The sequence below is a fragment of the Terrabacter sp. Root85 genome (assembly GCF_001429185.1).
In the GTDB taxonomy this organism is placed as follows: Bacteria; Actinomycetota; Actinomycetes; order Actinomycetales; family Dermatophilaceae; genus Terrabacter.
In genome coordinates, this window is the sequence record NZ_LMIW01000001.1 from 1,219,314 (window position 1) to 1,233,583 (window position 14,270).

At 73.9% G+C, this 14,270-nt stretch carries 13 protein-coding genes; 7 read left to right on the plus strand and 6 right to left on the minus strand.

Annotation, left to right across the window (positions count from 1 at the left end; all coding sequences use genetic code 11):
- Positions 1-2: 2 nt before the first annotated feature.
- The 3 genes from ASE25_RS05695 to ASE25_RS05705 are packed head-to-tail and all read left to right on the plus strand — an operon-like array spanning position 3 to position 4,068.
- Positions 3-2,642 carry a molybdopterin-dependent oxidoreductase gene (locus ASE25_RS05695; RefSeq protein ID WP_082622701.1) on the plus strand — a complete coding sequence of 880 codons (2,640 nt, stop codon included), beginning with the start codon at positions 3-5 and terminating at the stop codon, positions 2,640-2,642.
- Positions 2,639-3,577 carry a xanthine dehydrogenase family protein subunit M gene (locus ASE25_RS05700; protein WP_056823468.1) on the plus strand — a complete coding sequence of 313 codons (939 nt, stop codon included), beginning with the start codon at positions 2,639-2,641 and terminating at the stop codon, positions 3,575-3,577. Before ASE25_RS05695 ends, ASE25_RS05700 begins: the two co-directional genes overlap by 4 nt.
- Positions 3,574-4,068 (plus strand): metallophosphoesterase family protein, encoded by a 495-nt coding sequence (locus ASE25_RS05705; protein ID WP_056823472.1) that lies wholly within the window; start codon positions 3,574-3,576, stop codon positions 4,066-4,068. Before ASE25_RS05700 ends, ASE25_RS05705 begins: the two co-directional genes overlap by 4 nt.
- A gap of 92 nt (positions 4,069-4,160) precedes the next feature.
- Here the strand turns inward: ASE25_RS05705 and ASE25_RS05710 are convergent, their stop codons facing one another.
- From ASE25_RS05710 to ASE25_RS05720, 3 genes are all read right to left on the minus strand, one after another.
- Positions 4,161-4,649, minus strand: a complete 489-nt coding sequence (locus ASE25_RS05710; protein ID WP_056780579.1) for a DUF1269 domain-containing protein — start codon at positions 4,647-4,649, stop codon at positions 4,161-4,163.
- 163 nt (positions 4,650-4,812) lie between these two features.
- Positions 4,813-5,310, minus strand: coding sequence for a DUF427 domain-containing protein (locus ASE25_RS05715; RefSeq protein ID WP_056823476.1), 498 nt, complete (start codon positions 5,308-5,310; stop codon positions 4,813-4,815).
- Positions 5,307-6,542, minus strand: a complete 1,236-nt coding sequence (locus ASE25_RS05720; RefSeq protein ID WP_056823479.1) for a cysteine desulfurase-like protein — start codon at positions 6,540-6,542, stop codon at positions 5,307-5,309. The genes ASE25_RS05715 and ASE25_RS05720 overlap by 4 nt, the downstream gene beginning before the upstream one ends.
- Before the next feature lie 123 nt (positions 6,543-6,665).
- Between ASE25_RS05720 and ASE25_RS05725 the strand changes: the two genes are divergently transcribed.
- Together ASE25_RS05725 and ASE25_RS05730 are read left to right on the plus strand one after the other, a co-directional pair.
- Positions 6,666-8,471: an FAD-dependent oxidoreductase gene (locus tag ASE25_RS05725; RefSeq protein WP_056823481.1), complete on the plus strand. Its 1,806-nt coding sequence runs from the start codon at positions 6,666-6,668 to the stop codon at positions 8,469-8,471.
- Entirely contained in the window at positions 8,464-9,843 is a 1,380-nt protein-coding gene (locus ASE25_RS05730) for an adenylate/guanylate cyclase domain-containing protein (protein WP_056823482.1), read from the plus strand. Before ASE25_RS05725 ends, ASE25_RS05730 begins: the two co-directional genes overlap by 8 nt.
- Before the next feature lie 70 nt (positions 9,844-9,913).
- Here ASE25_RS05730 and ASE25_RS05735 read toward each other — a convergent pair whose 3' ends face one another.
- Positions 9,914-11,329, minus strand: a complete 1,416-nt coding sequence (locus ASE25_RS05735) for an FAD-binding oxidoreductase (protein WP_056823485.1) — start codon at positions 11,327-11,329, stop codon at positions 9,914-9,916.
- A gap of 205 nt (positions 11,330-11,534) precedes the next feature.
- Here ASE25_RS05735 and ASE25_RS05740 point away from each other — a divergent pair, with 205 nt between their 5' ends.
- Complete coding sequence (locus ASE25_RS05740) at positions 11,535-12,059, plus strand: DinB family protein (protein WP_056780598.1); 525 nt, start codon at positions 11,535-11,537, stop codon at positions 12,057-12,059.
- 10 nt (positions 12,060-12,069) lie between these two features.
- Here ASE25_RS05740 and ASE25_RS05745 read toward each other — a convergent pair whose 3' ends face one another.
- Complete coding sequence (locus tag ASE25_RS05745) at positions 12,070-12,786, minus strand: hypothetical protein (protein WP_156415688.1); 717 nt, start codon at positions 12,784-12,786, stop codon at positions 12,070-12,072.
- A 211-nt stretch (positions 12,787-12,997) separates the two neighbouring features.
- Between ASE25_RS05745 and ASE25_RS05750 the strand changes: the two genes are divergently transcribed.
- Positions 12,998-13,822: a CPBP family intramembrane glutamic endopeptidase gene (locus tag ASE25_RS05750; RefSeq protein ID WP_235508548.1), complete on the plus strand. Its 825-nt coding sequence runs from the start codon at positions 12,998-13,000 to the stop codon at positions 13,820-13,822.
- Between the two features lie 117 nt (positions 13,823-13,939).
- Here the strand turns inward: ASE25_RS05750 and ASE25_RS05755 are convergent, their stop codons facing one another.
- Positions 13,940-14,224 carry a hypothetical protein gene (locus tag ASE25_RS05755; protein WP_056780606.1) on the minus strand — a complete coding sequence of 95 codons (285 nt, stop codon included), beginning with the start codon at positions 14,222-14,224 and terminating at the stop codon, positions 13,940-13,942.
- Positions 14,225-14,270 lie beyond the last annotated feature (46 nt).

The following is a 14,270-nucleotide window of genomic DNA, read 5'->3' on the forward strand; positions in this document are numbered from 1 at the left end:
TCGTGGCGCACCGTCTCGTCGAGACGCAGCCGCAGGAGGCCCTCATGGAGCTCACCACCACGGTCAACGACGAGGCGCGGGTGCTCGACGTCGACGGCACGGAGTCGGCCGTGGACGTCGTGCGCGACGGCCTCGGGCTGACCGGCACCAAGCTCGTCTGCGGGAGCGGGGTGTGCGGTGCGTGCACGATGCTCGTCGACGGCGAACCGGTGCTCGGCTGCCTCACCCCTGCCACCCGGCTGCGCGACGCGAGCGTCACGACCGTCGAGGGCCTCGCCGACGGCGACGACCTCCACCCCGTGCAACGCGCCTTCGCCCACCACGACGGGCTCCAGTGCGGCTACTGCACACCGGGGTTCGTCGTCGACGCCGTCGCCTTCCACGACCGGTGGCGGGCCGAGCACGGTGCCGACGAGCCGGACGGCCCGAGCCGCGTGGTCATCGCCGAGGCGCTCGCCGGACACCTGTGCCGGTGCGGCTCCTACGAGGGCATCTACCGCGCCGTCGCGGCCGCGTGCCGCGGCGAACACGACGGCGGGGTCGGTGACGTGGAGCGCGTCGACGCCCCGGCCAAGGTCACCGGCGCGGCGGTCTACACAACCGACGTCGTCCTGCCCGGCATGCTGCACGCCGCGATCCGGCGCTCCGACGTGGCAGCCGGGACCGTCGGCCCGATCCGCTTCCCCGACGGCGTCGTCGGCCTCGACGTCCTCGGCGACGACCGACGCGTGCGCTGGGCCGGGCAGCCGATCGCCGTCGTCGCGGCGGAGACCCTCGCCGAGGCGCGCCGGTTCGCGCGCGAGCTCGTCGTGCCCGTGACGGCCCACGACTTCGTGCTCGACCCCGAGGTGGCCGTGCGCCCGGGTGCCCCGCTCGTCTACCCGACCCGGGGCGAGCGGAAGGCCGCGCCGTCCGCCGGTGAGGGCGAGTCGATGCCGGCACCCTGGGACGGCAACCGCCACGGACCCTCGCGCAGCCCCTTCCTCGGCACCCTCGCCAAACGCCGCGTCGGCGCCGCGCGCGCCGCCGGGAGACGCGGCCTCGTCGAGCTGGAGTTCCACACCGCCGCCCAGCTGCACACGGCGTTCGAGCCGCACGCCTGCGTCGCCGACTGGACCGACCCACAGCATCTGCGGGTCTGGCTCAGCACCCAGGGCGTCGACCTCATGCGGCACGCCATCGCCGACCGCTTCGACCTCGACCCCGCGCAGGTGGAGGTCGTCGCCGAGCACGTCGGCGGTGGGTTCGGGGCCAAGCTCTCGCTCACGACGGAGGCCACGAGCGCGATCGCCCTGAGCCGCCTCGCGCGTCGACCGGTACGGCTCGTGTTCGACCGGCACGAGGAGCTGACCGGCACCGGCAACCGACCGGGGAGCCGGTCGCGCGTCTCGATGCTCGTCGACGACGACACGCAGGCCGTCAAGGCGCTCGTCGTCGACACCGACAGCCACGCGGGGGTCGCGATCGGCAACAGCGTGGCCGCCCTCTCGATGCTTCTCTACGAGCGCACCCCGCGCCTGGCCCGCGACGTCGACGTCGTGACGAACGCGCCTCCCGGAGCGCCCTTCCGAGGGCCCGGCGGCCCCACGAGCGCCTGGTCGCTCGAGCAGACCGTCGACGAGGTCGCGCACCGTTTCGGCCGCGACCCGATCGGGCTGCGCGCCCAGTGGGACGGCAACCAGAAGCGTCAGGCGCTCTACCGCTGGGCCAGTGCGCTCCCGACGTGGGAGCGGCGACCCGCCACGGGCAGCCAGTCCGGGCGTTTCCGGCGCGGCGTCGGCGTGGCTGCCGGCAACTGGATCTACCTCGTCGACCCCGACTGCGAGGTCGTCGTGTCGGTCCAGGCCGGACACCTGGTCGCGTCGACGGCGGCGCAGGACATGGGGACCGGGAGCCGCACGGTCGTCGCCCGGGCGGTGGCCGATGTCTTCGACGTCGACCCGACCCACGTCGAGGTCCGGCTCGGCCGCTCCCACGGCGGCACGGCCCACGGCCCGGCGTCCGGGGGCAGCCGCACGACGGTGTCGCTGTGGTCGACCGCCGTCGAGGCGGCCACCAGCCTCCGGGACCGGGTCGGCACCGACCTCGGCCGTGCCCCCGACGGCGCGTCGGCGACGGCGAAGCGCGGGGGCGACCGCGGTCTCCGAGCCGTCCCGATGACGATGAACGGCATCCAGATCGGCCGCGGCTTCTCAGCGGCCCTGCACGTCACCGAGGTCGAGGTCGACACCCGCACCGGGAAGACCCGCGTGCTCCGCGTGCACGGCGGCATCGCCGTCGGCCGCATCCACGCACCCGTCCTGGCCCGGAGCCAGTGCGAGGGATCGATCATCCAGGGCATCGGGCTCGCGCTCTACGAGAACCAGGTCCTCGACCCGCACACCGGCCTCACCCTGACCGCCAACCTCGAGGACTACCGCATCCCCCAGCTCGGCGACACCCCGGAGATCGACATCCACTTCCACGAGGAGGGCTGGGACCGCGTGCCCGGCGGTGGGGTCGGCCTCGGCGAGGTCGCCACCGTCAGCCCTGCGGCCTCCGTCGGGAACGCGATCTTCAACGCGACGGGCTGGCGACCGCTGACGCTCCCGGTGCGGCCCGACCGACTGCTCGAGGGACTCCGCACGGAGGTCACGCGATGAGCCTCACGATCCTCACGGCATACGACGAGCGGCCCGACGACACCGGCGATCTCGTCTACCGCGCCGGCGGCACCGACCTGCAGGAGCGGCTGCGCACGACGGGCGCCACGCCGCACGTCCTCGACCTGACGGGGGTCCCCGGCTTCGCCGCGGTCGAGCGCACCGACGGCGGCACGCGCCTCGGCGCCGGCGTCACGGTGGCCACCGTGGCCCGCGACCTCGCTGCCGACTACCCGGCGCTCGCGCTGACGGCGGCGGGCCTGGCCACGCCCCAGGTGCGTGCGGCCGCGACCATCGGTGGCAACCTGCTCCAGCGCACGCGCTGCTGGTACTTCCGGCACCCGCACACGTCGTGCTTCAAGTCGGGCGGCGTCGGCTGCCCCGCGCGCGACGGGCGCCACCTCTACGGCGTCGCCTTCGACACCGCCCCATGCGTCCACCCGCACCCGTCGTCCCTCGCGATGGCCCTGCTGACGTATGCCGCCACCGTCGACACGACGCAGCGTGACGGTCTCGGGGTGGGCGACGTGCTCGGCGACGGGTCCGATCCCAGCCGTGACCACCTGCTCGCCGACGACGAGGTGCTGACCCGCGTCACGCTGCCACCTCCCGCTCCGGGCGAGCGGGCCGCCTACTTCCGGTCGATCAGCCGGTTCGAGGCCGAGTGGCCGCTCGTCGAGGCGGTGGTCCGCGTCGTGCGCGACGACGCCGGCACGGTCACGTCGTGCGGTGTCGCGATCGGTGGCGTGGCGCCGGTTCCCTTGCGGCTCAGCGCCGTCGAGGAGCTGCTGACCGGCTCGACACTCGACGACGACGTTCTCGCCGAGGCTGCGCACCTGGCCACCGAGGGCGCGAGCCCGCTCCCCGAGACGGGCTACAAGGTGCAGCTCGTCGAGGCCACGGTCCTCGAGGTGCTCGAGCGCGTGCGGTCGTGAGGGTCCTCGTCGTCAGCGACACGCACGCGCCACGCCACTGGAAGGCCTGCCCGCCGGCGCTGCTCCCGCACCTCGGGTCGGCCGACGCCATCCTGCACGCCGGCGACGTCTGCACCCCCGACGTCCTCGACCTGTTGGCGTCGTTCGCGCCGGTGCACGTCGTCATGGGCAACAACGACGTCCCGGAGGTCGCCGACTGGGGTGCCCCCGAGACGCTGGAGGTCGAGCTGGACGGGCTCCGCGTCGGGATGATCCACGACAGCGGGCAGCGCCAGGGGCGCACCGCCCGGATGCGCCGACGCTTCCCGACGGCCGACCTCGTCGTCTTCGGGCACTCGCACATCCCGCTCGACGAGACCGGCGACGGGGTCCGCATCCTCAACCCCGGGTCCCCGACCGACCGTCGGCATCAGCCGGCCGGGACCTTCGCGTGGCTGGACGTGCGCGACGGAGCGCTCGTCGACGCCCGGTTCGAGCAGCTGCCGCGCTGAGCGCGCGACCGGCCCGACCGGCCCGACCGGCGCGACCGGCGCGACCGGCGCGACCGGCGCGACCGGCGCGACCGGCGCGCCCGAGGCTGGGTTCAGCGACCTCCGAAGGTCTCCAACAGGATCTGGCGCTCGCCTTCCGTGAGGTTGGTGGCGACGAGCTTGCTGTGGATCCCGCGGAGCCGCTCGCCCACGCGGTCGAGGTCGCCCTGCTCGGTGACGACGAAGAGCGCCGACGTACCCGGGGTCAGCTCGGTGCGGATCGTCTCCAGCTGCTCCTTGGTGATGCCGGCGTCCTCCGTCATCTTGCTGATCGCCCCGATGGCCGCGCCGACGACGCCCCCGACGACCGGGACGAAGAAGAGCGCTCCGACCAGGACTCCCCAGAGCGCGCCCCAGCCGGTACCACGCCACTTCTCGTCGTTCCCGTGGCTCATGCTGGGATGCTCGTCGCCCTCGGGCCAGGTGACGACGGCGTGGTCGACGACCTTGAGGAACCCCTCCGCCTGACAGTCCTCGAGGACGGACTCGGCGTGGGCGGCGCCGTCGAGGGTGTCGAACTTCCAAACCGTGAAGGCAGCCATGTCCTGCTCCTTTGCGTGACGCCGCTGGCCGGATGGCCAACCGACGGTGGTCGAGGCTGTGTCGTCGGAGCGTGCATGCGTCTGCGGACGAGCAGCCCCCACGAGACCCACCCTGCCGCGCGGCGCCCCCGCGATCCTCCCCCTCACAGGGTGAGGTCTGCCGTCACCAGCCCCACGAGCCGGGGCAGCCCTTGAAGGGACCGACGACGCGATCGGTGACCCATCCTCCGTAGAAGCCGCCCTCCTGCGGCCGGACCTGCTCGCCGTCGACGAAGCACGCGTCGACGAGCCCCGGCATGACGGCGACGTGACCGGCGAGGACGGCATACGTCGGCACGGGGTCGGGGTAGGTCCACGCGGCCCGGGGCGCCCGCCGCCCGCCACCGACGACGTCGAAGTACGCCGCCTGGCCCTTCCACTCGCACACCGAGCTGCCCGGGGCGGCGACGAGCGCACCGTCGACGAAGGCGTCGAGCGGGAGGTAGTAGGTCGGCGGGTGGCTCGTCTCGAGCACCCGGAGCGAGGCCCGGGTGCGCGCCACGACCTCCCCGCCGAGGTGCACCTCGACGAGCTCACCGCTCGGGTCGACGGCCGGTGGGCGCGGGTAGTCCCAGACCGACTCCTGGCCCGGTCCGGCCGGGAGCGGCACCGGGCGACTCATCGGGCCACTCCGCAGATCTGCTCGAGCCCGGACGCGAGCCGGTCGACGTCGTCGGCGCTCGTGTAGGGAGCGAGTCCCATCCGCAGCCCCCCGGTGGCGCCGAGCCCGAGCGCGTGGCTGGCCTCCCACGCGTAGAAGTGCCCGGCCGGCGCGTTGACGCCGCGTTCGGCGAGGGCGACGCGCAGGTCCTGCGGGTCGTGGCCCTCCACGGTGACGAGCAGCGTCGGGGTCCGTCGCTGCGCGTTGCTGTGTGCCGTGAGCCCCGGGACGGCGCGCAGCCGCGCCTCCAGCGTGGCGAGGAGGCCGTCCTCGTGGGCCTCGAGCGCGGCGAAGGAGGAGACGAGTCGCTGACGGCGGGGCTGCGAGGGGTCGGTGAGGGCGAGGTCGGCGAGGAAGTCGACGGCGGCCGTCGTGCCGGCGAGCAGCTCGTAGGGCAGCGTGCCGAGCTCGAACCGCTCGGGCACGGCGTCGGACGAGGGCAGCAGCTTGGCGGGGTGCAGCGTCTCGAGCAGCGCAGGCGCGGCGGCGAGGACGCCGTGGTGCGGGCCGAGGAACTTGTACGGGGAGCAGACCCAGAAGTCCGCGCCGCTGGCCGGCACGTCGGTGAGCACGTGCGCGGTCGCGTGGACGCCGTCGACCCAGAGCAGGGCGCCCGCGGCGTGGGCGATCTCGGCGATGGCGGGGAGGTCGGGACGCGTGCCGATGAGGTTGGACGCGGCCGTCACCGCGACGACTCGGGTGCGCCCGCCGACGACCGCGGCGACCGCGTCGGGGCTGAGCTCCCCTGTGCCCGGGTCGAACTCGGCCCAGCGCACGGTCGCACCACGAGCCTCGGCAGCGAGGACCCAGGGCCGGATGTTGGCGTCGTGGTCGAGGCGGCTGACGACGACCTCGTCGCCGGGACCCCAGTCCGACGAGAGCGTGCGGGCGAGCTGGAAGGTCAGCTCGGTGGCCGAGCGGCCGAAGACGACGCCACCCGGGTCGACCGCCAGCAGGTCGCCCATCGCGGCGCGGGCATCGACGACGACGCGGTCTGCGCGTCGCTCGGCAGCCGTGACGGTGCCACGGTTCGAGATGGCCGAGGTGAGCGTCTCGACGACCGCCGTCGCGACGGTGTCCGGCACCTGGGACCCGCCGGGGCCGTCGAAGTGCGCGGCACCCTCGTGCAGCGCGGGGAAGTGCCAACGGATCCGGTCGACGTCGTACGCGGTGGGTGGTCCCAGTGGTGCCATGGCCCCATCTTGGCCGAGGGGCGAGCAGATCGTTCGTTCGGACCCGCAGGCGGGCGGACCGTCCTACCGTCGACAGAGGGGTGGTCGCACGTCGTCCTGCCCGCACACTTCACGGGGGTTTCCATGACCCGTCCTCTCCTGCTCGTCGTCGACCACGACCTCGATGCACTCGCCCGGACCGAGGGCGAGCTGGCCCGGCGCTTCGGCGCGGACTTCCGGGTGCGCGGCGAGTCCGACAGCGCCGTCGCCCTGCACCACCTCGAGCTCGCGGCCAAGCGTGGCGACCCCGTCGCGCTCGTCCTCGCCGACCCGTGGCTGCCCGTCCTCGGGGGCGCAGAGCTCCTTCGGTCGGTGCGCACCCTGCACCCGGACGCCGCCCGCGCCCTGCTCGTGCCGTGGGGCGCCTGGGCCGACGGGCGCACGGCCGAGGCGATCCTGCGTGGCATGTCGCTCGGCGACATCGACTACTACGTGCTCCAGCCGTGGACCTCGCCGGACGAGCTCTTCTGCCGCACCGTCTCGGAGTTCGTCCAGGTCTGGTCGCGCACCGTCGCGAACCGCCGCCGCGAGGTGGTCGTCGTCGGTGCGGCCCGCGACCCGCGCGGTCATGCGGTCCGGACCCTCCTGACCCGCAACGGGATCCCGCACGCGTACCTCGACCGCGGCTCGGCCGAGGCGGTGGACCTGCTCCGGGCGATCGAGGCCCCGCGCCCGGACGACGAGGACGGTCCGCTCGTCATCTGGCTCGCAGCGCTGGGCGGTCGCGTCCTGCTCGACCCGACCGACGTCGAGATCTGCCAGGCCTGGGGCATCGGGACCGACCTCTCGGTGCCCCGGGGCGACGGGGGCGACGGGGGCGACGTGGGCGACGGGGCGCGCGACGAGGTGCGCGAGGTCGACCTGCTCGTCGTCGGCGCCGGGCCGGCCGGTCTCGCGGCCGCGGTCTACGGCTCGTCCGAGGGGCTGTCCGTGCTCTGCGTCGAGGAGCACGCGCTCGGCGGCCAGGCCGGCACGAGCTCGCTCATCCGCAACTACCTCGGCTTCTCGCGGGGGGTCTCCGGCGCGGAGCTGGCCCAGCGCGGCTTCCAGCAGGCGTGGGTCTTCGGCGCGCGGTTCGTCCTGACCCGGCGCGTCACGGCGATCGACCGGACCACCGACGCCGACGGCACCTCGTGGTTCGTCGTCACGGTCTCCGACGTGGGTGATGTGCGGGCGCGGGCGGTGCTGCTCGCCACCGGGGTCGCCTACCGGCGCCTCGGGGTGCCGTCGCTCGAGGCCCTGAGCGGGTCCGGCGTCTACTACGGCGCGAACGTCTCCGAGGCGCACGGACTCGCCGGAGCGCACACGGTCATCGTGGGCGGCGGCAACTCGGCCGGCCAGGCGGCCCTCCACCTGCAGCGGTATGCCGCGGACGTGACCGTCGTCATCCGCACCCCGGACCTCTCGGCGACGATGTCGCGCTACCTCATCGACGAGATCGAGGCATCGCCCACGATCACGGTCGTCCCGAACGCCGACGTCGTCGACGGGACCGGCGACGGCTGGCTGTCCGAGGTCGTCGTCGCCGACCGCACGACCGGCGAGCGGCGCTCGATCCCGGCGGACGGGCTCTTCGTCATGATCGGCGCGCAGCCCCACACGGCGTGGCTGCCCGAGGCGGTCACCCGCGACCCGTGGGGCTTCCTGCCGACCGGCGCCGACGTGCGCGAGGCCGGTGCCTGGACCCTCGAGCGGCCCCCGTGCGCCCACGAGACCTCGGTGCCGGGCCTCTTCGCGGTCGGGGACGTGCGCGCGGGGTCGGTCAAGCGTGTCGCGTCCGCGGTCGGCGAGGGGTCGGTCGTCGTGTCGGAGGTGCACCAGTACCTCTCACTCGTCGAGGCGGCGTCGCGGTCGAGGAGCTCGGAAGCGCAGGCCGACCCCGATGGCTGACCGACCCGGCGAGGGACGTCCCGGCGCCCGGCGGCGCGCGGCCGTCGGTGCCGTCGCGCTGACGCTGCCGCTGCTCGGCCTCGCCGTCCTGCGGCTCTCCGAGCAGCTCGACATGCAGTGGCAGCACGACCCGACCCACTTCTGGATGGTCCTCGGCGCAGCCGTGCTCAGCGCGCTCACGGCATACGGCACGGGGGCGGCGGCGGTGCGACGCGGGGACGTGCGCGTCATGTACGTCTCGCTCGCGTTCCTGTCCGCCTCGGGCTTCCTCGGGCTGCACGCCCTCGCGACCCCGCACATGCTGCTCGAGACCGCCTCGGCCGGGTTCAACATCTCCACCCCCGTCGGCATCGCCATCGGCTCGCTCTTCGCGGTCGCGTCGGTGCGCGAGGTGGAGGCCGACCGGGCGGCCGCCGAGATGCGGCGGGCGCGGATGCTGCGCGTCGCCCTGCTCGTCACGATGGTCGTGTGGGGCGTCGCCTCGCTGCTGCGGCTCGGGCCGTTCGGCGCCGGGCCGGGGCTCGCCCGCGACTCCCCGCCGATGGTCGTCGCGGGTGTCGTGTCGGTCGTGCTCTTCGGGGTGGCAGCCGTGACGTACGTACGCCTCTGGTGGCAGCGCGGTGGGCTGCTGCCCGCGGCGATGGCCTCGGCGATGGTGCTCCTCGCCGAGGCGATGGTCGCGATCGTGCTGGCCCCGAACTGGCACTACTCGTGGTGGGGCTGGCACGTCCTCATGCTCGCCGCGTTCGTCCTCGTCGCCTGGGGGGCGCAGCAGTCCTGGCACGAGGAGCGCTACGCCGCGCTCTACACCGCCGACACCCTCGCCGGGCGTCGCGAGATGTCGATCCTCTTCGCCGACCTCAAGGGCTTCACGACCTTCTCGGAGGGCCACGACCCGAGCGAGGTCACCGACATGCTCAACGCGTACTTCACCGTCGCGATCCCGGCCGTCGTCAAGCGGCACGGCGGCACGATCGACCGCCTCATCGGCGACGCGATCATGGCGACCTTCAACCGGCTCGGCGACCAGCCGGACCATGCCCGCCGGGCCGCGCAGGCCGGCCTGGACCTCCAGGTCGAGACGGCGCGGATCGCCGACCAGCACCCGGGCTGGCCGCGTTTCCGGGTCGGGATCAACAGCGGCGAGGTGCTCGTCAGCGTGCTCGGCAGCGAGGGCGGACGCACCCACACCGTCATCGGCGACGCCGTCAACGTGGCCTCGCGGATCGAGGGCCAGGCCCCCGTCGGGCGCGTTGCCGTCACCGCCGACACCCTCGCGATGCTCCCCGGTGCCACGACCGAGCCGCTCGGCGCCCTCGCCCTCAAGGGCAAGGGCGAGCCGGTGGAGGCCTTCGTCCTCGTGACCCTCTGACTCCGGTCGAGGTGATCGCGTGAGGCCCGTGGCTCACGCGATCACCTCGAACGCGTCGGCACTCGCGTCGTCACTCGGTGACCGCACCGTCCTCGAAGAGGCGGGGGACGCGGTGGTTGGCGAGGAAGCGGGCGTCGGGGTCGTAGGCCGACCGGATCCCCTTGAGCTGCAGCCACGCCGACTCGGTGTAGCCCGTGCGGGCATCGACCTCGTTCTCGGCGAAGTTGAGGTAGCTGCGGCCCGTCGACCACGGCTCGAGCGAGCCGGTGAGCGCGTGGGCGTCGAGCTGTCCCTGCATCGCGAGCTCCGGCGTCGCCGCGATCGCGACGGCGAAGACGGCGTATGCCGCGTCGATCGTCGCGAGGGCGCCGTGGCCCTCGGGCGCACGGCCCAGGGCGCCGCCGAGCTGGCGCAGCTCGGTCGAGAGCAGCGACGACGTCGAGCCGGGGCCGACCTGCTCGAGGAGCGTGTCGATCGTCGCGTCGCCGAGCTCGCCGATGAGCGTCCCGTCCGAGACGGCGGGCGTCGGGCCCTCTGGGTCCATGTGCAGCCGGGTCAGCGACCGGGCCGGCACGCGGTCGAAGGTGTCGATCTCGGGACCGAGGCCGCGCAGCATCCCGAGGACCCCGCGGGCCTCCGCGTCGCAGCCGAGCACCGCCCCGTCGATGACGACGAGGGACCGGCCGCGCAACGGCTCGGGGATCGCCGGCAGCGGCGGGAGGTCGAGGAAGCGGAACGACGTCGTCACGGCGTCGGGGGCCTCGGGCGCCCAGTCGGCCCAGCGACGCAGCACGCGCTCGGCCTGGTCGCGGTCCCAGACGAGCATGCCGGCATACGCCGTCTCGATCGGGTAGAGGCGGAACTCGAGCGCCGTGACGACACCGAAGTTGCCGCCGCCGCCGCGCAGCGCCCAGAAGAGCTCGACGTTCTGCGTCGCGTCGGCGCGCACGTGCTCGCCGTCGGCGGTGACGAGCTCGACGGCCGTGAGGCTGTTGGAGGCGAGGCCGAGCTTGCGGGCGTACCAGCCGATGCCGCCACCGAGGCTGTAGCCGGCGATGCCGACGTCCGGTGAGCTGCCGTGCAGGGCCGCGAGCCGGTGGTCGGCCGCGGGCTCGGTCGCGTCGATCCACAGGGCACCGCCCTCGACGCGGGCGATGCGGCGGGTCGCGTCGATGCTGACCCCGCGCATCCGCTCGGTGCGGACGAGGACGACGTCCTCGAGACCACGCCCGACGAGCGGGCCGGCGTTGTGGCCGGTGCTCTGCGGGGCGACCCGGAGGCCGGCGGCCGCGGCCGCGCGGACGACGGCCTGGACGTCCGAGACGGTGCGGGGCAGGGCGACGGCGGCCGGACGCTGGTCGAGGGCGACGTTCCACGGCATCCGTGCCGCGTCGTAGCCGGGGTCGCCGGGGAGGTGGACCGCACCGTCGCAGAGTCCGGCGAGGCTCGTGGCCCGTCGGGCGGTGGGGGTGAGGGTGGTCGTCATTGCTGGTCTCCTGGGTCGGGGCGCCCGGCGTCGTTGCGTGTGGTGGGCGCGGGGGTTCAGAGACCGGAGGGGCCGTCCAGATACATCGGGTGGCAAAGGTCCGTTTCGTCCGGCGCGCCTCTGGTGCAACGGATCCGGATCCGCGTGGTGCCGGCACGGCCGGATCCTGTTTCGGCGTCGGATGCATGCTGGTTAGGTGGACGACATGACGACCGACATCGCACGCGACCTGATGCTCGACGGCTTCGGCCGCATCCGAGACGGCCTGCCGGAGGTCGTCGACGGCCTCTCCGTCGACGAGCTGCTCTGGCGCCCCGACGCCGACGCGAACCACATCGCGTGGCTCGTCTGGCACCTCGCGCGCCAGCAGGACGACCAGGTGGCGCAGCTGACCGACGCGAGTGAGTCGGTGTGGACGGGCGACGGCTGGGTCGAGCGCTTCGGGCTGCCCTACCGGGCGGACACCCACGGCTGGAGCATGTCCTCGGCCGACGTGGGCCGCTTCACCGTCGCCGACCCGGCCCTCTTCGCGGCCTACCACGCCGCGGTGCACGAGCGCACCGTCGCGCTCGTCGAGGAGCTCGACGGCACGGCATACGCCCGCGTCGTCGACGACCGCTGGGACCCGCCCGTCACGGTGGCGGTGCGCCTCGTCTCCGTCCTCGACGACGCGGTCAAGCACCTCGGTCAGGCGGAGTACGTCCGGGGCCTCGTCGAGCGTCGCCGCTGAGGCCGTCCGCTCAGGGGCCGGTGAGGGCTCGGTATGCGGCGGGCGCCACGAGGGCGAGCAAGATGAAGGCCCAGCCGCCGGTGAGCCGACGCCCGGACGATGCGGACTCTGGGACCCCGGGCGGTGGGCCGGAGACGAGCAGGAAGAGCGGGACGGCCACGACCGCGGCCGGGGAGAAGAGCGCCCAGAACCAGGCCCAGCGGGTGGCCCACCACGGCTGTTCGCCGTTGGACACCAGGGCGACGGTGGCGAGCCAGAGCACGAACCCGACTCCGGGCAGCCACCCGGGCACCCGCCATCCGGCGAGCTTCTGCCCGGGGTCGCGCCACGTGTCCGTGACGATGTGGACGTCACCGAGCCTGCGGAGTGTCTCGGCGACGTTCTCGGTCACCACCTCGCGCGCACCGACCTCGCTCGGTGACGCCGCGGTGGGGTCGCTCACCTCGACGACCTCAGCGAACCTGTTGCGGCCGCCCTCGCGCCACGTCAGTGACACCGTGGAGTATCCCGTCGCACCCGAAGGCAGTCCTCCCGACACGTGCACCTCGTCGACCGCGCCGGACATGACACCCGCCCGGAGGTCACCGAAGGTCGAGGGGGCCGACCCGAGCAGGAGGCCGCACCCGAGCAGCACGAAGCAGGCCACGAGGAGTCCGTAGCGGACGCGTCGCCACGCGTGCGGCTGCACCCTCGCCAGCACCGGCCCCTGCACCGGAGATGTCGTCATGCGGAGACGATAGGGCGACAGGGGCCCCGATGTGTCCGCAAACGGCCCGGGATGTCTGACGGGATGTCTGACGCGATCTCCGGCGCCGGAGGTGGCCGTGGGGTCGGCTGGGGCGTCTGTGAACCGGGTGTCGGGCGGGGTCGCGGGGCGGTTCCAGCACAGGTCTCGCACAGGTTGACGTGCGAAAATGGGAGTAATGAGCAGCCCAACCGTGAGTCCCGTTGTCGCCGTCGCGTCCCCGACCGAGGGCGTCGTCACGACCTCCCGGAACGTGCGGCACGACCGTCGTCACGACCCGGTGCGGCTGCGTCGACTGGCGCTCATCGCTCGCGGACGGCGCGCCCGCATGGCCGCCACGGTGGCCGTCGTCTTCGCCCTCGCCGGCGTCAACGTCGCCAACCACGTGCTCGGCTGGGACACCATGTGGCTCGGCCCCGTCGGTGCCGTCGCCCTCCTGGCCTTCGCCCGGTGGCAGGGCCTGTCCTGGCACCAGCTCGGCCTCGCCCGGCACACCCACGCCCGCGGCATCCGCTGGGGACTCGGCGTCATCGCCGTCGTCGGGCTCGTCTACCTCGTCGGCATCCTGCTCCCGACGACGCGCACCGCGTTCCTCGACGTGCGCTACCACCTGCCCCCGGCCGGTGCGCTGCTCACGGCCTTCGTCATGATCCCGGTCGGCACGATCCTGCTCGAGGAGGTCGCCTTCCGCTCCGTGCTCTGGGGCTTCCTCTCCCGGCACGCCCGGATGTGGCAGGTGCTCGCCGGGTCGTCCCTGCTCTTCGGCCTCTGGCACATCTTCCCCGCCATGGCCTCGGCCACCGGCAACGAGGCGATCGGCTCCGCCGTGTCCGGGCTGGGCCCCTTCGCCAAGGCGGCCGTCGTCGGCGGCACCGTGCTCTTCACGGCGCTCGGTGGAGTCCTCGCCGGCGAGCTGCGCCGGCGCAGCGGCAGCCTCTTCGCGAGCGTCGGCATGCACTGGGCGACGAACTCGCTCGGCGTGCTCTTCGGCGTCCTCGCCTGGCGCCTCGCCGCCTGACGCACCGGCTCACGCGCTCACCGGTACGGGCTGCACTCAGGAATGCGCGCTCGGACGATGAGTGCGTCGTGCAGCGTGCACCGCTGGCGCGGGCGCGCACTGCTGGGACAGGTGCGCTCAGGCGCCGGCGCCCGCCCCGGCGACCTGCGGGACGTACGTCTGCTCGGCGATCTCGTCACCGCACTGCGAGCAGCACCATCCGGTCTCGCGCTTGAGGTAGCTGTGTCCGGCCGCGCGGCAGGCCCGGCCCGGGCCGGCGTCGTCCCAACGCGGCCCGGCGCCCGTCGGCCGGCCGGCGCGGACGTAGGCCGTGGCGAAGAGGGAGCCGACGAGGATGGTGAGAAGGGCGAGAGGCCAAGCCGCAGCCAGGGAGGCTGCTCCGTCGACGATCACCGAGTTCATGTCGCGAACTCTCGTCCGCGTGGTGCAAGACACCGCCGGACACACC